This is a genomic window from Blastococcus sp. TML/M2B (genome assembly GCF_016612865.1).
Lineage (GTDB): Bacteria > Actinomycetota > Actinomycetes > Mycobacteriales > Geodermatophilaceae > Blastococcus.
Genome location: NZ_JAENZZ010000001.1, coordinates 1,436,566 through 1,455,025, shown reverse-complemented (window position 1 = coordinate 1,455,025; position 18,460 = coordinate 1,436,566). Strand labels below are relative to the sequence as shown.

18 protein-coding genes, 2 pseudogenes and 1 riboswitch are annotated in these 18,460 nt (G+C 73.2%); of the genes and pseudogenes, 11 read left to right on the top strand and 9 right to left on the bottom strand.

What is annotated here, in order from left to right; all coding sequences use genetic code 11:
• Window positions 1-113 precede the first annotated feature (113 nt).
• The 4 genes and pseudogenes from JKP75_RS07105 to JKP75_RS24430 form a co-directional block, all read right to left on the bottom strand.
• The gene (locus tag JKP75_RS07105) at window positions 114-1,223 is read right to left on the bottom strand and encodes a C40 family peptidase (RefSeq protein ID WP_200492008.1); all 1,110 of its coding nucleotides are present in this window, start codon (window positions 1,221-1,223) and stop codon (window positions 114-116) included.
• A 15-nt stretch (window positions 1,224-1,238) separates the two neighbouring features.
• A riboswitch (cyclic di-AMP (ydaO/yuaA leader) is annotated at window positions 1,239-1,419 on the bottom strand.
• 195 nt (window positions 1,420-1,614) lie between these two features.
• Window positions 1,615-1,938, bottom strand: coding sequence for a hypothetical protein (locus JKP75_RS07100; RefSeq protein ID WP_200492009.1), 324 nt, complete (start codon window positions 1,936-1,938; stop codon window positions 1,615-1,617).
• Window positions 1,939-1,998: 60 nt separating this feature from the next.
• Window positions 1,999-2,298, bottom strand: a complete 300-nt coding sequence (locus tag JKP75_RS24435) for a M15 family metallopeptidase (protein WP_375539236.1) — start codon at window positions 2,296-2,298, stop codon at window positions 1,999-2,001.
• A 259-nt stretch (window positions 2,299-2,557) separates the two neighbouring features.
• Window positions 2,558-2,830, bottom strand: a pseudogene (locus JKP75_RS24430) (C40 family peptidase); the annotation flags it as partial.
• A gap of 456 nt (window positions 2,831-3,286) precedes the next feature.
• Between JKP75_RS24430 and JKP75_RS24425 the strand changes: the two are divergent.
• The 3 genes and pseudogenes from JKP75_RS24425 to JKP75_RS07085 all read left to right on the top strand — a co-directional run.
• Window positions 3,287-4,945, top strand: a pseudogene (locus JKP75_RS24425) (DEDD exonuclease domain-containing protein); the annotation flags it as partial.
• A 61-nt stretch (window positions 4,946-5,006) separates the two neighbouring features.
• Entirely contained in the window at window positions 5,007-5,765 is a 759-nt protein-coding gene (locus JKP75_RS20800) for a hypothetical protein (RefSeq protein WP_242472820.1), read from the top strand.
• Entirely contained in the window at window positions 5,762-6,049 is a 288-nt protein-coding gene (locus tag JKP75_RS07085; RefSeq protein WP_091985632.1) for an Lrp/AsnC family transcriptional regulator, read from the top strand. Before JKP75_RS20800 ends, JKP75_RS07085 begins: the two co-directional genes overlap by 4 nt.
• 15 nt (window positions 6,050-6,064) lie before the next feature.
• On the opposite strand, the gene trpD is transcribed toward JKP75_RS07085, so the two are convergent.
• Both trpD and JKP75_RS07075 read right to left on the bottom strand, forming a co-directional pair.
• On the bottom strand, window positions 6,065-7,126 hold the full coding sequence (gene trpD, locus JKP75_RS07080; RefSeq protein ID WP_200492889.1) for an anthranilate phosphoribosyltransferase: 1,062 nt from the start codon (window positions 7,124-7,126) through the stop codon (window positions 6,065-6,067).
• 7 nt (window positions 7,127-7,133) lie between these two features.
• The gene (locus JKP75_RS07075) at window positions 7,134-7,559 is read right to left on the bottom strand and encodes a hypothetical protein (RefSeq protein ID WP_200492011.1); all 426 of its coding nucleotides are present in this window, start codon (window positions 7,557-7,559) and stop codon (window positions 7,134-7,136) included.
• A gap of 134 nt (window positions 7,560-7,693) precedes the next feature.
• On the opposite strand from JKP75_RS07075, the gene JKP75_RS07070 reads away from it, so the two are divergent.
• Genes JKP75_RS07070 through JKP75_RS07055 form a run of 4 tightly spaced genes read left to right on the top strand, consistent with a single transcriptional unit; the run spans window position 7,694 to window position 11,943 of the window.
• Window positions 7,694-8,311: a heme-copper oxidase subunit III gene (locus JKP75_RS07070; protein ID WP_200492012.1), complete on the top strand. Its 618-nt coding sequence runs from the start codon at window positions 7,694-7,696 to the stop codon at window positions 8,309-8,311.
• Window positions 8,312-8,318: 7 nt separating this feature from the next.
• Window positions 8,319-9,170 (top strand): cytochrome c, encoded by an 852-nt coding sequence (locus tag JKP75_RS23340; RefSeq protein ID WP_309229596.1) that lies wholly within the window; start codon window positions 8,319-8,321, stop codon window positions 9,168-9,170.
• On the top strand, window positions 9,167-10,279 hold the full coding sequence (locus tag JKP75_RS07060; protein WP_200492013.1) for a ubiquinol-cytochrome c reductase iron-sulfur subunit: 1,113 nt from the start codon (window positions 9,167-9,169) through the stop codon (window positions 10,277-10,279). Before JKP75_RS23340 ends, JKP75_RS07060 begins: the two co-directional genes overlap by 4 nt.
• On the top strand, window positions 10,279-11,943 hold the full coding sequence (locus tag JKP75_RS07055) for a cytochrome bc complex cytochrome b subunit (RefSeq protein ID WP_200492014.1): 1,665 nt from the start codon (window positions 10,279-10,281) through the stop codon (window positions 11,941-11,943). The genes JKP75_RS07060 and JKP75_RS07055 overlap by 1 nt, the downstream gene beginning before the upstream one ends.
• Window positions 11,944-12,996: 1,053 nt before the next feature.
• On the opposite strand, the gene JKP75_RS07050 is transcribed toward JKP75_RS07055, so the two are convergent.
• Window positions 12,997-13,401, bottom strand: coding sequence for a cytochrome c oxidase subunit 4 (locus JKP75_RS07050; RefSeq protein ID WP_200492015.1), 405 nt, complete (start codon window positions 13,399-13,401; stop codon window positions 12,997-12,999).
• Between the two features lie 45 nt (window positions 13,402-13,446).
• Window positions 13,447-14,334, bottom strand: a complete 888-nt coding sequence (gene coxB, locus JKP75_RS07045; RefSeq protein ID WP_200492016.1) for a cytochrome c oxidase subunit II — start codon at window positions 14,332-14,334, stop codon at window positions 13,447-13,449.
• A 231-nt stretch (window positions 14,335-14,565) separates the two neighbouring features.
• Between coxB and JKP75_RS07040 the strand changes: the two genes are divergently transcribed.
• From JKP75_RS07040 to asnB, 3 genes are read left to right on the top strand one after another with little or no spacing between them, the layout of a single operon-like run.
• On the top strand, window positions 14,566-14,931 hold the full coding sequence (locus JKP75_RS07040) for a metalloprotease (RefSeq protein WP_200492017.1): 366 nt from the start codon (window positions 14,566-14,568) through the stop codon (window positions 14,929-14,931).
• On the top strand, window positions 14,921-15,271 hold the full coding sequence (locus tag JKP75_RS07035; protein WP_200492018.1) for a DUF3817 domain-containing protein: 351 nt from the start codon (window positions 14,921-14,923) through the stop codon (window positions 15,269-15,271). The genes JKP75_RS07040 and JKP75_RS07035 overlap by 11 nt, the downstream gene beginning before the upstream one ends.
• 49 nt (window positions 15,272-15,320) lie before the next feature.
• Window positions 15,321-17,252 (top strand): asparagine synthase (glutamine-hydrolyzing), encoded by a 1,932-nt coding sequence (gene asnB / locus JKP75_RS07030; protein WP_200492888.1) that lies wholly within the window; start codon window positions 15,321-15,323, stop codon window positions 17,250-17,252.
• Window positions 17,253-17,317: 65 nt separating this feature from the next.
• Here the strand turns inward: asnB and JKP75_RS07025 are convergent, their stop codons facing one another.
• Entirely contained in the window at window positions 17,318-17,689 is a 372-nt protein-coding gene (locus JKP75_RS07025) for an iron-sulfur cluster assembly accessory protein (RefSeq protein WP_200492019.1), read from the bottom strand.
• A gap of 141 nt (window positions 17,690-17,830) precedes the next feature.
• On the opposite strand from JKP75_RS07025, the gene JKP75_RS07020 reads away from it, so the two are divergent.
• Window positions 17,831-18,448, top strand: a complete 618-nt coding sequence (locus tag JKP75_RS07020) for a DUF3043 domain-containing protein (RefSeq protein WP_200492020.1) — start codon at window positions 17,831-17,833, stop codon at window positions 18,446-18,448.
• Window positions 18,449-18,460: the final 12 nt, after the last annotated feature.

Genomic DNA, 18,460 nt, shown 5'->3' with positions numbered 1-18,460 from the left:
CGGTCCACCACGGCGCCGATCCTAGGCGCGGCCCCGGACGGCACCGGGACCACCGACGACGAGGGCCGGCGCCTCCCTCGCGGGAGGCACCGGCCCTCGGGGTGCGGCAGGGGTCAGCCGACGATGCGGCGGGCGCTGTTGTAGCTGCCCATCGAGTCGACGCTGGCGACCTTGACCGGCTGGCTCTCGGTGGAGGCGTGCACCATCTGGCCGTTGCCGATGTACATGCCGACGTGGCTGACCGGGCTGTAGAAGAAGATCAGGTCACCGGGCTGCAGCTCGCCGCGCGAGACCGGGGTCCCCATCTGCGACTGGCTGCGGCTGGAGTGCGGCAGCGAGACGCCGGCGGCACGGTAGGCGAAGGAGGTCAGGCCCGAGCAGTCGAAGGCGTCGGGACCACCGGCGCCGTAGACGTACCGGTCCCCGACCTGCGCCAGCGCCGTGTTGACCGCGACCTGCGCCGCCCCGCTCGGCGCGGCGACGGTCGCCGTCGGCGCCGGTGCGGTGCGCTCGGTGCCGCGGGAGGCGCGCACGGGCTGGGAGTCCCCGTGGGCGCGCTCGACGACGGCGCGCTGCGCGGCGTCGAGGGCGGCGTACTGCCGCCGGTGCTCCGCGACGCGGGCCTCGAGGTCCTTCTGCTGGGCTTCGATGTCGGCGACGCTCCGCTCCGCCTTCTCGCGGGCCTCCCGCGCCTCGGCGCGGGTCTCCTCCGCGCGCTCGGAGGCCTCGGCCACCTCGCTCACGGCGGCGTTGGTGCGGGCGGCGAGCGCGTCCAGCGTGCCGAGCTGGGAGACCAGGTCGCCGGCGGAATCGCTGGTCAGCATCGCGCCCAGCTGGCTGCGCGTCGCGCCGCCGGCGGTGTAGGCGGAGCGGGCGAGCTGGCGGATCCGCCCGTCGAGGGCGGCGCGCTGCTGCTGGGCGTCGAAGGCGGCCAGCTCAGCGGTGTCGACCGCCGCGCGCTGGCGCTCGAGGTCGACCCGGGCCTCGTTGAGCTGCTCGGAGACGACCTCCAGCTCGTGGCTGGCGTCGGCGACCAGCTGCGCGGCCTCGGCGGGGCTGCTCGGGGCAGCCGTCGCGGAGCCGGGCAGGACGGTGACGGCGAGGGCGGTCGCGGCCCCGATCAGCAGGCCGGCGCGGAGGCGGCCCACCCGGCGGGCGGGCCCGGCCGGATCGGGGCGGAACGGTGCGAGGACGTGCGTCGGCAGGGCGTGAGGGGTCGCCACGAGAGGCGGCTCTCCGTTTCTTCCTCGATCCGCCTACCGAGTTAGCTGACGGGTTCGGGCGGGGAAGACTGGCCCTATCCCCTGCTCACCGGCGGACCGGCCCTGCAGGGGAACTCACCCCAGGACTGCGGTGGGTCCCCGGTTCACCTCGGACGACCACGCGGGACGTCGTACGGCGATTCGGCGGTGCCCGGCCGAGGCCACCCCTTGTGCGGATGACGACCACCCGGTCGGACGCGACGACCCTACGGTCGTGATGTTGCCGTGACAAATGCAGCTGGGCGCCGCAGATGTGACGAACATCGCGATCGCGCCCGCGCGCCTTCCCGGCAACCCCGTTCCGTAGGGGTACAAGCACGCTCCGCTGCGAGAGCAAGGGGTGAGATGTCCCTCAGCCGGTCCGCCGGCCGGGGCGCGCACCGTCCCGCCCGGCCCCCGGGGCGCCTCGGTGCCGCAGCGGTGGCACGAGGCCGTACTCCGCCAGTGCCCGCACGGCGCGTCGCTCGACGTCGTCGAACTCGACGACGACACCGGGCGGCGGCAGCACGACGTCCTCCGCGGCGGGCTCGGGCTCGGCCACGCGGGGGCGCGCCGCCATGGGCACCACCACCGGGTCCACCCCCTGCCAGCCGGGCGGGGCGCCGAGCAGCACAGTGACGACGCAGTCGGCGCAGCCGGTGCCGCGGAGCGTGCAGGTGTCGCAGTCGATGAGCATGTCTCTCCTCCGTGAGTCACGCGCACCGTAGGAGCGGCCACCGACAATTCCGCCCGGCGCTCAGCTGCCCGCGTACTCCCAGTGCCAGGGCTCCTCGCGGCCGTTGCCCGGGTCGGCCCACGTCGGGTGCAGGAAGCCGAACCGGCCGGCGTTGGCCACCATCCACGCGTACTGCGGCGTGCCGAACGTCTGGATGCCGCCGCAGAGGTCTACGGCCAGCCCCCACCCGTGGTTGCTCGTGCCGGGGACGGCGGCCAGCGCGGGCTTCTCGCCGTACAGCGTCACCTGGCTCGCGTACGTGCGGTAGGAGTCGGTGATGCAGATCGGCCCGCCGAACGCGGCGGCGTAGGCCGCCGACATCGCCCGGTAGGCGGCCGCCGCGTCGCAGCGCAGCGAGTGGCCACCGACCCCCAGCGGGCACATCGCGCTCGGTGGGATCAGGCCGTTCGGGTAGCCGCCCCACTGCCGCGCACCGTCGAAGCTCGGGGGGTAGACGGGGTTGCCGCACTCCGTGCGCAGCGCACCCCCGACCGGCCCCGGTGCCGCCACCGGTGCGCGCTGGAGCCAGGCTGGGCCGCCCCACCCCGATCACCTGGTCGGCAGGCAGCGTGCGCACGACGACGGCGCCGGCACGGGCGTCGGCCGCCAGCATGGTCCGCGCGTCCAGCGCGAGCCCGACGTGGCCCAGCCCCGACTCCGCCGTCCCGAGGAAGACCAGGTCGCCGGGCAGCACGTCGGCCGGCGCGACCGGCGTGGTGACGGCGAACAGCCCCGCCTGGTCCGCGGGCAGGGCGATCCCCGACCGCCCGTAGACCGACTGGACCAGCGAGCCGCAGCTCCAGGACTCAGGGCCGGACGTCCCCGGCGCGTAGGGCAGACCCAGCGCCTCCATCGCGGCGCTCACCGCGCTCACCGTCTCCGCCGGCAGCACCAGGAGCGAGGTGGGCTGGCCGGGGAGCTGTGCCGCGACCGGCTGCGCACCCCCTCCCGCGGCGCCGACCGGCACGAGCCGCTCGGGCAGCCCCGCCGCCGGGTCGCGCAGCGCGGCGGCCGGCGGAGGCGCGATCCCGGCTGCGGCCAGCTGATCGGTGTACGCCCGCCAGCTCGCCGCCGTCCGCTGGTTGACCTCGACCTGCTCCCGCTGCAGCTGGGCCAGCTGGCGGTCCACCGCGCCGAGCGCGGCGTCCAGCTCGTCGGTCACCGCCGACGCCGCGGCCTCGAGCTCGGCGGCCCGGGCACCGACCTCCTCCGCGCGCGCCCGCGCCCGCGCGAGGGCCTCCTCCGCGGCCTGCTGCCGTTCGTCGGCCGCCCGGCGCTGGGCCTCCGCGGTGCCGATGACCGAGGCCGCGTGCCGGTCGACCACGTCGAGGAAGCTCATCGCCGCGACCACCTCGCCGGGGTCGCTGCCGCTGAGCAGCAGCGTGAGGGGCGTCAGGGACCCGCCGTCCCGGTACACCGCGGCGGCGTACCGCGCGACCTCCTGCCGGTAGCCGGCCAGCTCGCCCTCCGCACCGCCGAGGACGGCCTCGGCGTCGGCGACGGCGCGCTCGGCCTCGGCCAGGGCGTCGCGGGCGGCGTCCACCGCGCTCTGCTGCTCCTGCAGCCCGCCCTGCACCTCGGCGGCGCGCTGCTGGAGGGCGTCCAGCGCGCGGCTGTCGAGCACGCCGGACGTACCGCCCGGCTGGTCGCTGGGCGCGGCCGCCGCGGGCGCCGCGGTGCCCTGGAGGGCGAGGACGGCGAGCGGGGCCAGCAGCAGGGACGCCCGACGGGCGCCGCGACGCGCCGTGGGCGCACCGGGGCGCCACGGGGAGCGCGGGGACATCGGACCACCTCTGCGGATCGGGGCGGCGTCGCCCACCGCTGGAATGGTGTCCCGCCTCCCGGAGAACCGCCAGGTGAGGGGGCAGGTTCGCCCGGCCGGGCGACCGCGCCGGTGACTACCCGCGACCCGCAGGGTCGGCGCGGCACCCCGGGACTGTCAGCACCCCGACCTACCGTCCGCCTCGTGAGCTCCTCCCCCACCCTCCCGCGCTACGTGCAGGGCACGATCGAGGAACTGGGCACGCCCCTGGCCGAGGTCACCTTCGTCGTGGTCGACCTGGAGACGACCGGCGGCTCCCCGAAGGACAGCGCGATCACCGAGATCGGCGCGGTCAAGGTCCGCGGCGGCGTGGTGCTGGGCGAGTTCCAGACCCTGGTCGACCCGGGCCGCGAGATCCCGCCCTACATCAGCGTCCTCACCGGGATCACGACGTCGATGGTCATGGCCGCACCCCGCATCGCGACGGTGCTGCCGGCCTTCCTCGAGTTCGCCCGCGGGGCGGTGCTGGTCGCGCACAACGCCCCGTTCGACCTGGGGTTCCTCAAGGCGGCCTGCGCCGAGACCGGCATCCACTGGCCGGCGGCGGCCTCGGTCGACACCGCGGTGCTCGCCCGCCGGCTGCTGACCCGCGACGAGGTGCCCAACTGCAAGCTGGCCACCCTCGCGCCGTTCTTCTCGGCCACGACCTCGCCGACGCACCGCGCGCTGGACGACGCCCGCGCCACCGTGGACGTGCTGCACGGCCTCTTCGAGCGCCTCGGCCCGCTGGGCGTCTCGTCGCTGGAGGAGCTCACCGGGCTCACCCGCCAGATCGACCCGGAGCGCCGGCGGAAGCGGCACCTGGCCGATTCCGTCCCGCACGGCCCGGGGGTCTACCTGTTCCGCGGGCCGCGCGACGAGCCGCTCTACGTGGGCACCTCCACCGACCTGCGCACGCGGGTCCGCAGCTACTTCACCTCCGGCGAGCAACGCAGCCGGATCACCGAGATGGTCGCCCTGGCCACGCGGGTGGATGCCATCCCCTGCGCGCACGCCCTGGAGGCCGCGGTCCGGGAGCTGCGGCTGATCGCCGAGCACAAACCGCGCTACAACCGGCGCTCGCGGTTCCCGGAGCGCGCGCTGTGGGTGCGGCTGACCGACGAGCCCTTCCCCCGGCTCTCGGTGGTGCGCCGGGTGCGCCCCGGCGCCGGGGTGTTCCTCGGCCCCTTCCCCGACCGGCGGGCCGCCGACGCCGCGGTCACCGGCGGTGCACGAGTCGCTGCCGCTGCGGCAGTGCACCCCCCGCATCTCCGCGCGGGCCCCGGCGGGGTCGGCCTGCGCGCTGTTCGACATGGGCCGCTGCGGCGCCCCGTGCACCGGCGCGCAGTCCGTCGCCGCCTACGCCGACATCGCCGCGGTCCTGCGGGCCGCGGTGGCCTGCGACCCCGGTGCGCTCGTCGCGCCGCTGCTCGACCGCGTCGAGCGGCTCGCCGCCGAGGAGCGCTACGAGGACGCCGCCGTCCTGCGCGACCGCGTCGCCGTGCTGCTGCGCGCGGTGCGGCGGCGCCAGCGGCTGGAGTCCCTCGCCGCCGTCCCGGAGCTGGTGCTGGCCCGCCCGGACGGCGCGGGTGGCTGGGAGCTGTCCGTCGTCCGCCGCGGCCGGCTGGTCTCGGCCGGGGTGGCGCCGCGGGGCAGCTCGGTCCGCGGCACGCTGGCCGGCCTGCTGAGCACCGCCGAGACGCTGCTGGGTCCCGACGGGGAGATCGCGGCGTCGGTCGACGAGACCGAGCTGGTGCTCCGCTGGATGGAGAAGCCCGGCACGCGGCTGGTCGAGCTCGACGGCACCCTCGCCTGCCCGGCCCCGGGCACGGGCGCGTTCAGCCGGTTCCTCGCGCTGGCCGACGGCAGCAGCGCCGGGCGCGACCCGTTCGCCGACGGCCGCTCGCTCGGCACGCGGGCGCGCCCGGACCGGATCACCGCGGGCGTGGGCGCAGCCGGCCGGCCCCGGCTAGCATCGCCGGCGTGATCACCGCCATCGTGATGATCGACGCCGCCACCGACTCGATCCCCGAGGTGGCCGCCGCGATCGCCGACCTCGACGGGGTCAGCGAGGTCTACTCGACCGCCGGCGAGGTCGACCTCATCGCCCTCGTCCGCGTCCGGGAGTTCGAGCAGGTCGCCGAGGTGATCGCCGGGCGGATCAACAAGGTGCCCGGCGTGCTCGAGACCGAGACGCACATCGCCTTCCGCGCCTACTCGCGGCACGACCTCGAGGCCGCCTTCGCGATCGGGTTCGAGTCCGCGGACTGACCCCGCCGCACCGCGTCAGCGGCCGTCCCGCACCGACCGGCTGACCGCGACCCAGCGCGCCAGCTGGTCGGCCGCCCGGCCGTCGTCGACTGCCGCGGCGGCGCGCTCCAGCCCTGCGGCCAGCGACTCCTGCAGCCCGGTCGCGTGCTCGTCGAAGGCAGCCAGCGCCGCCGCGGCGTTGAGCAGCACCGCGTCGCGCACCGGCCCGCGCTCGCCCTCCATGACCCGGCGGAACACGTCGGCGTTGAAGGCCGGCGACCCACCACGCAGCGCATCGGGCCCGGAGGCCGGGATCCCCAGCGCCGTGGGATCGACCCGGTCGGGGACGACGGCGCCGTCCCGCACCACCCAGGCCGAGGACGTCGTCGCCGTCGTCAGCTCGTCGAGCCCGTCGTCCCCGCGGAACACCACCGCCCGGGCCCCCCGGGCGGCCAGCACCTCGGCGAGCACGGGCGCCATGGCCCGGTCGGCGCAGCCGATGGCGGCCGCGACCGGGCGGGCGGGGTTGGTGAGCGGGCCGAGGAAGTTGAAGACGGTGGCGATGCCGAGCTCGCGCCGTGGCGCCCCCGCGTGCCGCATCCCGGGGTGGAAGACCGGCGCGAAGAAGAACCCGATGCCGGCCTCCTGCACGCAGCGGGCGACCCCGGCTGCCGGCAGGTCGATGACGACACCGAGCTCCTCGAGCACGTCGGCCGCCCCGGACGACGACGACGCGGCGCGCCCGCCGTGCTTCGCGACCGGCGCCCCTGCCGCGGCGACGACCACCGAGGCCATCGACGAGATGTTCACCGTGTGCGCGCCGTCGCCGCCGGTGCCGACGATGTCGACGCAGTCCAGCGGCAGCGCGACCGGCGTCGCCTGGGCGAGCATCTCCGCGGCGAGGCCGGAGACCTCCTGCGCCGAGGCGCCCTTGGCGCGCAGCGCCACGGCGAAGCCTGCGACCTGCGCCGGCGTCGCCTCACCGGTCATCACCTCGCGCATGGCCCAGGCCGTGTCGTCGGCCGTGAGGTCCTGGTGCGCGAGCAGGCGGTTGAGCAGGCCCGGCCAGGACGGCCGGGCCGCGGGAGCGGCGGTCACCGCCCGGTCACCGGACCGCGGGACGGCGTGCGGCGCTGCGCAGCAGGTCCGCGACGAGCCCCGGAGCGGTGAGCGGGTCGACCTGCAGCGGGAGCGTGCCCTCGGCCCGGGACCAGTGCGCGAGCCAGCGGTCGGGTTGACGGGCGATCAGGACGCACACGGCCGGGCGGTCGGGCACCTCCTGCTCCAGCTGGCGGGCCAGGGCCAGGCCACCGGTCGGCTGCGCCTCGCCGTCGAGGATGCACAGCGAGACGCCCCCGCCGTCCACGGCGGCGACGACCTCGTCGCCGGTGGCGCACTCGACCCAGGAGAGCGGGCCGACGTCCGGGGCGGGACGCCGCCCGACCGCGGTGCGCACGGCCTCGCGGATCTCGGGGCGGGAGCTGTAGACCAGCACGGTGGCCGGTGCGTCGGGGGTTCCGGCTGGGCTCACGCGGGCGAGCCTAGTGGTTCGGCCGTCGTCCGCAGGGAAGGACGGCGCCCGCCCGACGCGGGGCGAGCAGCCGGTGCGCCACGCCGGGACGACCCGAGGTCGTCACCGGAGGGGGCCGATGCCATGATGGCCGGGTGACAACGGCCCCCGTGGCGAGCAGCACCTTCGACACCTCGCGGGTGCACTCCCTGACCCGACCGAACATGGTCAGCGTCGGCACGATCATCTGGCTCTCCAGCGAGCTGATGTTCTTCGCCGGCCTGTTCGCCATGTACTTCACCGCCCGTTCCCGGGCCGGCGCCGAAGGCTGGCCGCCCGAGCCGACAGAGCTGAACCTGCCGTACGCGACGTTCTTCACCCTGATCCTCGTCGCGTCCTCGTTCACCTGCCAGTTCGGCGTCTTCGCGGCCGAGAGCGGCAACGTCTACGGACTCCGGCGCTGGTTCACGATCACCTTCGTGATGGGCCTGATCTTCGTCGTGGCCCAGATGAACGAGTACCGCGTCCTGGTGACCGAGCACGGCACGTCCATCTCGTCGTCCACGTACGGCTCGGTGTTCTACATCACCACCGGGTTCCACGCGCTGCACGTCATCGGTGGTCTCGTCGCGTTCGTCTACCTCCTCATCCGGTCCACCATGGGCCGCTTCACGCCGGCGCAGGCGACCGCGGCCATCGTGGTCTCCTACTACTGGCACTTCGTCGACGTCGTGTGGGTCGGGCTCTTCGCCACGATCTACCTGATCCGCTAGGGGAACGGTGTCCACCACGAACCCGCAGTCCGACGCCGCCTCGGCCGTCGTCGACACCGCGACCACGCCCGTCGCCCGCGCCCGCGCGCGGCGGCGCAGCAAGCACCGCCGTCGCGTCGCCAACGTCGCCGGCCTGATGGCCGGCCTGGTTCTCACCGGCGCGCTGTACTCGGTCTTCAGCCCCGCCCAGGCGGCGCCGGCCGAGGGCACCGAGAGCGCCGCCGAGGCGGCCGGCCGCGAGCTGTACGACCGCAGCTGCATCAGCTGCCACGGCGCCAACCTGGAGGGCGTGCCCAACCGCGGGCCCTCGCTCATCGGCGTCGGCGAGGCGTCCGTCTACTTCCAGGTGCACACCGGGCGCATGCCGCTCGTGCGCCAGGAGGCCGACGCCGCCGACAAGCCCGCGGTCTTCTCCGACGAGGAGATCGACCAGCTGATGGCCTACGTCCAGGCCAACGGCGGCGGCCCGACCCTCCCCTCGGGCGACCTCCGCGACGGCGACGTCGCCGAGGGCGGCGAGCTGTTCCGGCTGAACTGCGCCTCCTGCCACAACTTCGTCGGCGAGGGCGGTGCGCTCTCCTCCGGCAAGGCGGCGCCGAGCCTCACCGACTCGAACGACCTCGAGATCTACACGGCGATGCTGACCGGACCGGAGAACATGCCGGTCTTCGGCGACAACCAGCTGACGCCCGAGGAGAAGCGCGCCATCGTCAACTACGTGCAGACGATCGGCGAGCAGGCCGACCCGGGCGGCGCCGGCATCGGTCGCGTCGGCCCCGTCGCCGAAGGCCTGGTCATCTGGGTCGTCGGGATCGGCGTCCTGATGTTCGGCATCTTCTGGATGGGGAGCAAGGCGTGACCACGCACGACACCCGCCCCGGTTCGACCGGTGGCGCGGACACGCCCGGCCCGCTGCACGGCGGCCCGGACGACGAGTACACCCCGGAGCAGCTCGCGGCGATGCCGCGGGAGGAGCTGGACCGCCTGGGCGCCCGCTACGACGGCGTGCAGGTCCTGCACGTCGACCCCGGCCCCGAGCCCGGGTCCCCGATGGAGCGTCGCGCCGTCCGCCAGGTCGGCCTGACCTTCGCGCTGGCCGGCGTGGCCGCTTTCGCCTTCGTCGTGGTCTACGTGGGTTCGGGCTGGTTCTTCCCCGACTGGCAGTGGGTCAGCGGCGACACGGGCTGGAGCGCGCTGTTCACCCCGCTGCTCGGCGCCACGATGGGCCTGGCGTTCTCGCTGGTCGGCGTCGGCCTGGTGCTGTTCAGCAAGAAGCTGCTCCCGCACGAGACCGCCGTGCAGGACAAGCACGACGGCTCGCACTTCGACCGCGTCACCACCGGCGCCACGCTGGTCGGCGGCCTGCACAACAGCGGCCTCGCCCGCCGCAAGCTGATCACCCGGTCGCTGGGCTTCATGGGCGGCGGTCTGGGTCTCATGCTGCTGATGCCGCTGGGCGGGCTGATCAAGAACCCGAACACCGGCAACCCGCTCGGCCGCACCTCGTGGGCCGAGGGCGTCCGCCTCGTCCGCGACGACGGCAGCCCGATCCGTCCCGGCGACCAGGAGCCCGGCTCCCTGGAGACGGTCTTCCCGGCCGTCCCCGGCGGCAACCGGCAGTCCGACGCGGCCACCATGCTCATCCGCCTGCGCCCGGCCCAGCTCGAGCAGAACGCGCCGCGCGAGGGACAGGACGACTTCGGCTACGGCGACTACGTCGCGTACTCCAAGATCTGCACGCACGCCGGCTGCCCGGTGTCGCTGTACGAGCAGGAGACCAGCCGGATCCTCTGCCCGTGCCACCAGTCGCAGTTCGACGTCACCCAGGGGGCCAAGCCCATCTTCGGGCCGGCCACGCGATCCCTGCCGCAGCTGCCCATCACGGTCGACGAGGAGGGCTACTTCGTCGCCCGCGGCGACTACCCTGAGGCAGTCGGCCCCACGTACTGGAATCGGGAGCGCATCTGATGGCAGCTACGGCCACGGCCCCGGGGGCTCCGACCACCCGGCTGGGCAAGACCGCGACGGAGATCGACGACCGGCTGATCGTCGCCGGCCCGCTCCGTCGCACCCTGAACAAGGTGTTCCCCGACCACTGGTCGTTCCTGCTGGGCGAGATCGCGCTCTACTCGTTCATCATCGCGCTGATCTCGGGCACGTATCTGACGTTCTTCTTCGACGCATCCATGCGTGAGGTCGTCTACGACGGGTCCTACGCGCCCCTGCGCGGCGTGGAGATGTCGGCGGCGTACGACTCGGCGCTGAACCTGTCCTTCGACGTCCGCGGCGGCCTGTTCATGCGCCAGGTCCACCACTGGGCCGCGCTGCTGTTCGTGGCGTCGATCGTCGTGCACCTGCTCCGCGTCTTCTTCACCGGCGCCTTCCGCCGTCCCCGGGAGACGAACTGGATCATCGGCGTGGTCATGCTGGTGCTCGCGCTGCTCATGGGCGTCACCGGCTACACCCTCCCCGACGACCTGCTCTCGGGCACCGGGCTCCGCATCATCAGCGCGATCATCCTGTCCGTCCCGGTCATCGGGACGTGGGCGCACTGGGCGGTGTTCGGCGGTGACTTCGTCGGCGAGCTGATCATCGGGCGCTTCTACATCGCGCACGTCCTGATCATCCCGGCGATCTTGCTGGCCCTGATCGCGGTGCACCTGCTGCTGCTCGTCAAGCAGAAGCACGCGCAGTTCCCCGGACCGGGCCGCACCGAGCACAACGTGGTCGGCAACCGGCTCTTCCCGACGTTCGCGGCGAAGGCGACCGGCCTGCTGTTCATCGTGTTCGGCGTGGTCGCCGCGCTCGGTGGGCTGGTGCAGATCAACCCGTTCTGGCTGTGGGGCCCGTACAACCCGGCCCAGGTCTCGGCCGCGTCGCAGCCGGACTGGTACATCCTCTTCCTGGACGGCTCGACCCGGATCTTCCCGGCATGGGACATCAACCTGCCGGGCGACTACACGATCCCGGCGCTGTTCTGGCCGACGGTCGTGGTGGCCGGTGCGATGTTCACCGTGCTGGCGCTGTACCCGGTGATCGAGCGGAAGCTGTCCGGCGACACGGCGTCGCACCACCTGCTGCAGCGTCCGCGCGACGTTCCCGTGCGCACCTCGCTCGGCATGATGGGGCTGACGTTCTACGGCGTGCTCATGCTCTCCGGTGGCAACGACGTCTTCGCGGACAAGTTCGACGTGAGCCTGAACGCCATGACGTGGTTCGGCCGGCTGGGCGTCGTCGTCCTCCCGCCGATCGTCTACGCGATCACCTACCGGATCTGCCTGGGTCTCCAGATGCACGACCGCGAGGTGCTCGAGCACGGCATCGAGACCGGTGTCATCCGCCGGCTGCCCCACGGTGAGTTCATCGAGGTGCACCAGCCGCTCGGCCCGGTCGACGACCACGGCCACGGCGTGCTCGCCTACGGCGGTGCTCCGGTGCCGAAGAAGATGAACCAGATCGGTGGCGCCCGCCGCGCGGTCCGGGGCTTCTTCAAGCCGATCGAGGAGCCGTCGCAGGTGGAGCTCGAGCAGGGTCGCGAGGGCCGCGGTCTCGCCGCTGCCGACGAGGCCCGCGAGCTGACGTCCTCCGGACGGCCCTCCGAGGGTGGCCGCCCGCAGGAGCCGCGCGACTGACCTCGCACAGCCCGTCCAGCAGGGCCCCGGTGGATCTCCACCGGGGCCCTGCTGCATGTACGGGGGCGGGTGGGCCCCTCCCCCGCCACGCGTACGTCGTCCCTCAGGCGGCCAGAACCGCTTGCCGAATGGCCGTCTCAGGGACGGCGTCGCCAGCTGCCTCGATCGCCCGCGCGCAGAGTGGGCTCGCCCCCCGACGGCTCGTGGAGGCACCTGCCACGCCCATGGGACCTCGCCGTTGCAGCTGCTCCGGGGACCGGAGTGCGGGCGACGTCCGGACGTTGCCGACGCGATCGCGCCCGCATCGTCGGTACCCGGCGCGCGGAGTGGGCGCCCCTCCACCGCACCCGCATCAGCCGCTCCGCCTCGGTGGGCGTGGCCCGGCGACCGTCCTGGCGTCCGCAGGCCGCTGTCGGATCCGAGTGCGCGCTGACCCTCACGGGCGCACCACGGGCGGCTGGCCACCCCAGGGTCGGTTCGACCCGCGAGTGCTCCGCCACCATCCGAGAAGCACCACGAGCTCACCGATGAGCGCGAGGCAGCCGAAGCCAGGTGTACACCGCGCGGTCCGCTACTCCGAGGCGAACGCCAACCTGCTGGCGATCCTGGCTGAGGAGACCCGCGGTGCATGGGCCCAGCGCGCGGCCTGGTCCAGGCCCACGCTCCGGCTCCGGAGCCGACCAGCGCCACGCGAGAGGGCGACCAGGGGCAGGAGTCACGTCGGCGCAGGAGGGGGCTGGGAGCTGTGTCGGCCGGCTGACGCTGCCTGCCATCCACCCGATCGTGCTCTGCACCGCGGTCACGTTGCGCGTGACTCCCGGACGGTGCGGGCGCGATCGAGGGCGCGTCGTCGGCATCCCGCGCGCAGAGTGGGCGTCCCTCAGCGCAGGCCCGTTCGCGACCGCCGGTACGTCGTCCCCCCGGCGGCCAGATCACCCCGCCGGATGGCCGCCTCAGGGACAGCGTGCGCCCCGCGCGGGCACAGGGTCGGGCCTCCAACGGCCGAGGGCCCCTCCCGCCGCAGCGGAAGGGGCCCTCGGGCTCGGGTGGTGCTCAGCTCTGCGTGGCGTTCTGCCCCACGTAGTACTCGAAGAGCAGGCCGCCGACCGCGATGAGGATCGCGGCGGCACCCATCGCCATCAGCCAGTAGTACCAGAACGCCAGGCCCAGGGCGGCCAGACCGACCGACAGGGCGACGGCGAGCGGCCAGTAGCTGGCCGGGCTGAAGAAGCCCAGCTCGCCGGCGCCGTCGGCCATCTCGGCGTCCTTGCGGTCCTCGGGGCGGGCGTCGATGCGCCGCGACACGAACCAGAAGAACATGCCGACCATGCCGGTCAGGCCGGCGGAGAGGATCAGCGCGGTAGTGCCGATCGGCTCCCTCGCCCACACCCCGTAGACGATTCCTGCACCGATGCAGAAGATCGCGATGATGTTGAAGATCAGCGCCTCGACCTTCACGGTCGTGCCTCCTCAGGCGTCGTGCCGGTGCCGGCCGTGCAGCGGTCAGCCATTGCTCGACTGCTGCTGGTTGTCGTTCTTGGCCTGGAAGAGCTCCAGGGGCGTGGTGGTCGACGAGGACCCCGGCTGGCCGATCTCCTCGAGGGCCTCGAAGGTGTCCAGGCCCTCCTCGCGCGCGGCGAGGTAGGCGTCGTAGTCGTCACCGGAGACGGCGCGCACCTCGAAGTTCATGTATGCGTGGTAGGTCCCGCACAGCTCGGCACAGCGGCCCACGTAGGCGCCCTCCTCTCGGACGGTCACCTCGAAGACGTTGTCCCGGCCGTTCTCGTTGCCCGGGATGACGTCGAGCTTGAACAGGAACTCCGGCACCCAGAACGAGTGGATGACGTCGGCGGAGGCGACCTCGAAGCGGATCGTCCGATCGGTCGGCAGGACCAGGATCGGGATCTCCTCGCTGGTGCCGATGGTGTTGACCGGTTCGCCGTCGGTGCCCGTGGTCTCCGGATAGACGAACTGCCAGTTCCACTTGAAGGCGTTGACCGCGATCGTCTCGTCCGGGTTGTCGCTGCGCTCCTTCACCTCGTTCTGCGTCACCACGGTGAAGAAGAACAGCGCCGCGATGATCAAGAACGGCGCGATCGTGTAGGCGATCTCCAGCGGCAGGTTGTAGGCCGTCTGCCGCGGGAGCTCGTCACTGCGCTTCCGGTGGGCGACGACCGAGTAGAGGATCAGCCCCCAGACCAGGAAGCCGACGATCAGCGCCGCGATGACCGAGCCGGTCCACAGCTCGCGCATCGACTCGGCTTCGTCGGTGACGCCCTCGGGCCAGCCGAACCGCCAGAACTCGTTGTTGGGCATGTCGCACCCGGTGAGGGTCAACACCCCCAGGAGACCGAGCGCGGCCAGCCGCGCGAGCCTGCTGCCTCGAGCCACTGCTCGTTGCCTCCTCGTCCTCCGTCCGGAGCGCCCGGACGGTCCTCCCAGCGGGTCCGCCGGCCGGTCTCGGCAGGCGGCGTCCACGCCGATCTCAGTGTGTGCCGAGACTAGCCGACGGCGCTCGGCGGCCGGCCACCGGAGACCCCGGCCCGGCGGGTCGCGACTGCTGTGGCCCATCACGCGCCCGCGCCGCGGCCGCCGGATCGGGCGGGTGGTTAGAGTCGTGGCGTGTGGTACCGCCTGCTGACCCCCAAGTGGGTGCTCCTCCACCTGTTGGTGGCCGCGCTCTTCGTCGCCACCTGGTTCCTCGGGTACTGGCAGCTCTCCAAGGCCGAGGACGGCGGTGGCGCGGTCAACTGGAGCTACGCGCTGCAATGGCCGCTCTACGGCGTGATGGGGCTGTGGTTCTACGTCCGCATGGCGCGCGAGGAGCTGCACCGCGACCCGGACGACGACGTCCCCGGCAACGCCGTGGTCCTCTACCAGCGGCCGCGGATCGACACCACCGGCGACCCGGAGCTGGCCGCCTACAACGCCCACCTCGCCGAGCTCAACGAGAAGGCCCTCGGGCAGCGGGCCAGTCATGGCCAGTGAGCGCACAGCCTCCTCCCGCACCTCGGCCGAGGCCATCGCCCAAGCCCTGCTGCGCTACCGGGTCATGGCCACCGTGGTCGGCGTCCTGCTCATCGCGCTGATCTTCGTCGCGGTGCCGCTCAACCACCTGGCCGACGTCCCCGGGCCGTCCACCGTCCTGGGCACCGCCCACGGCTGGCTCTACGGCCTGTTCTTCCTGTCGGCGGTCGACCTCGCGCTGCGCGCGAAGTGGACCCTCAAGGGTTTCCTGCTCACAGTCATCGCCGGCACGGTTCCGGTCCTCTCCTTCGTCGCCGAGCGCCGCGCGACGGCGAGGATGCGCGCCGGCCAGCAGGTCTGACCCACCGGCCCGCCCTTCCCCCTGCGATCCCCCGGGAGACCTGCGCCTGATGTGCGGCCTGCTCGCCTACTTCTCCACCGACGCCGACCGCGTCGACGACGGCACGGTCGCGGCGGTGCGCTCGGCCCAGCACTGCCTGCGCCACCGGGGCCCCGACGAGACCGAGCAGTGGTGGGACGGCTCGGCGGTGTTCGGCTTCAACCGGCTGTCGTTCATCGACATCGAGCACAGCCACCAGCCGATGGCCTACGCCGACGGCCGCTACCGGATCGTCTTCAACGGCGAGATCTACAACTACGTCGAGCTCCGCGAGGAGCTCGCGGCGGCCGGGGCCACGTTCGCCACCGAGGGCGACACCGAGGCGATCGTCGCCGGCTACCACGTGTGGGGCGAGGACGTCGTCCACCGGCTGCGCGGCATGTTCGCCTTCCTCATCTGGGACACCCAGGAGAAGACGGTGTTCGGCGCCCGGGACCCCTTCGGCATCAAGCCGCTGTTCGTGACCCGCCTCGCCGACGGCGCCGTCGCCTTCTCCTCCGAGAAGAAGGCGCTGCTGGAGCTGCTCGGGGGCAGCGAGGCGTCCGGCGGCGTCGACCCCGCCTCCCTCCAGCACTACCTGACCCTGCAGTACGTCCCCGAGCCCGCGACCCTGCACCGCGGGATCCGGCGGATCGAGAGCGGCACCCGCTTCACCGTCGCCGACGGCGAGCTGACGACGGCGCGCTACTTCCACCCGACCTTCCCGATCCGGCCGGTCGCGAGGGACGAGCAGCAGGCCCTGTACGACCGCATCGCCGACGTCCTCGACGACTCCGTGCGGGTGCACATGCGCGCCGACGTCACGGTGGGGTCGTTCCTCTCCGGGGGCATCGACTCCACCGCCATCGCCGCGCTCGCGAAGCGCTACAACCCCAAGCTGCTCACCTTCACCACCGGGTTCGAGCGGCAGGGGTTCTCCGAGATCGACGTCGCCGCCGAGTCGGCGGCCGCGATCGGCGTCGAGCACATCACCAAGGTGGTCACCCCCGAGGAGTTCGCCGACGCCATCCCGCTGGTGGTCTGGTACCTCGACGACCCGGTCGCCGACCCGGCGCTCGTCCCGCTGTACTTCATCGCCCGCGAGGCGCGGAAGCACGTGAAGGTGGTGCTCTCCGGCGAGGGCGCCGACGAGCTGTTCGGCGGCTACAACATCTACCGCGAGCCACTGTCTCTGGCGGCGTTCGAGAAGCTGCCCCGCGGCATCCTCCGCGCGCTCGGTGCGCTGTCGACCCGCCTGCCCGACGGCATGCGCGGCAAGGACCTGCTGCGCCGTGGGTCGATCCCGCTCGAGGAGCGCTACTACGGCAACGCCCGGCTCTTCCGGGACGACGAGCTGGGCTTCCTGCGCACCCACGACCGGGACCAGTCGCACGTCACCGTGACCCGCGAGCTGTACCAGCGCACCCGCGCGGCCGGCTACGACGACGTCACCGCCATGCAGTACGTCGACCTGTTCACCTGGCTGCGCGGCGACATCCTGGTCAAGGCCGACAAGATGACGATGGCCAACTCGCTGGAGCTGCGCGTCCCGTTCCTCGACCCCGAGGTCTTCAGGGTCGCCAGCACCCTCCCGGTCGACCAGCGGGTGACCAAGGAGACGACGAAGTACGCGCTGCGCCGGGCGCTGGAGCAGATCGTCCCCGCGCACGTGCTGAACCGCCGCAAGCTCGGCTTCCCCGTGCCCACCCGGCACTGGCTGGCCGAGGACCTGCACGACTGGGCGCGCTCGGTGATCGAGGCGAGCCACACCGACGAGTGGCTGGACAAGAAGCAGGTCCTGGCGATGCTGGCCGCGCACCGGGTGAACCAGCGCAACGGCTCGGCCGTCGACCACTCCCGCAAGCTCTGGACGCTGCTGGTCTTCATGATCTGGCACGGCATCTTCGTCGAGGGCCGCATCCGCCCCGAGATCCCGCAGACGGTCTACCCCGTCCGGCTGTGACCGCATGAACCAGTGAGGCCCGGAACCGCATCGGTTCCGGGCCTCACTGGTTCAACGCTGGTGGATCAGCTGAAGCTGTCCCCGCAGGCGCAGGAGCTGCCGGCGTTGGGGTTGTCGATCGTGAAGCCCTGCTTCTCGATCGAGTCGACGAAGTCGATCGTGGCGCCACCGAGGTAGGGGCCGCTCATGCGGTCGACGATGACCTCGACGCCACCGAACTCGTAGGTCTGGTCGCCGTCGAGGTACCGCTCGTCGAAGAACAGCTGGTACCGCAGGCCCGAGCACCCACCGGGCTGGACGGCGATGCGCAGACGCAGGTCGTCGCGGCCCTCCTGGTCCAGCAGTGCCTTGACCTTGGCGGCCGCCGGGTCGCTGAGCAGCACGCCCGTGGATCCGGCCGCACCACCGTCGAGGGTCGTGGTGTCCTGCACCGTCATATCCGTGTCCTCCTCCATCCGAGGTGTCCGCTGCGCACCATCTGCGGCGGACCAACGCCGCCGTGGCGGAGCTTCTTCCACTGTACGGCGCTCGCCGACGTTTCCCGAGCCGTCGCAGGGGTCCACGTAGACTCCTGACCCGTGAAGCTCCGCCTGCCCGGCCGCCGCACCGCCGCCGAGACGACCGCCACCGCCACCTCGGCCGACTCGAGCGAGCACACCGCGCACCTGGTGAAGGCCGCGGGCAAGGGCCGCCCCACCCCGCGCCGCAGCGAGGCGCAGGGCCGCCGTCCCGGCCCGCCGCCGCCTCCGCCGACCACGCGCAAGGAGGCCTACCGCCGGATGCGCGAGCAGCAGGCCGCCAAGCGCGCGGACGTCCGCCAGGCCGCCGCCCGCGGTGACGACGCCTACCTGCCCGCCCGCGACCGCGGCCCGGTCCGCAAGCTGGTGCGCGACCTCGTCGACTCCCGGCGCAACGTCGGCAGCTGGTTCCTCGCCATCGCCGGCGTCGCCCTGATCGGCACCTTCGTGCCCAGCGCCGCGGTGCGCGGCTACGCCAGCTTCCTGCTGTTCGGCTTCTTCCTGCTGCTGATCGTCGACTCGGTCGTGCTGAACCGGAAGATCAAGCGCGCGCTGGCCGAGCGCTTCCCGGCGGGGACCAAGACCCGCGGCGCCTCCTGGTACGGCATCAGCCGCGCGACGATGATCCGCCGCTGGCGGTTCCCCAAGCCCGAGGTCCCGCTCGGCGCCGACGTCTGACCGCCGGGCTCC

Excerpts from the sequence above, each read along its gene's own strand:
- JKP75_RS07100 (WP_200492009.1), bottom strand. The coding sequence starts at position 1,938 with ATGCTCATCGACTGCGACACCTGCACGCTCCGCGGCACCGGCTGCGCC.
- JKP75_RS24435 (WP_375539236.1), bottom strand. The coding sequence starts at position 2,298 with ATGTCGGCGGCCTACGCCGCCGCGTTCGGCGGGCCGATCTGCATCACC.
- JKP75_RS07055 (WP_200492014.1), top strand. The coding sequence starts at position 10,279 with ATGGCAGCTACGGCCACGGCCCCGGGGGCTCCGACCACCCGGCTGGGC.
- JKP75_RS07035 (WP_200492018.1), top strand. The coding sequence starts at position 14,921 with ATGGCCAGTGAGCGCACAGCCTCCTCCCGCACCTCGGCCGAGGCCATC.
- asnB (WP_200492888.1), top strand. The coding sequence starts at position 15,321 with ATGTGCGGCCTGCTCGCCTACTTCTCCACCGACGCCGACCGCGTCGAC.
- JKP75_RS07025 (WP_200492019.1), bottom strand. The coding sequence starts at position 17,689 with ATGACGGTGCAGGACACCACGACCCTCGACGGTGGTGCGGCCGGATCC.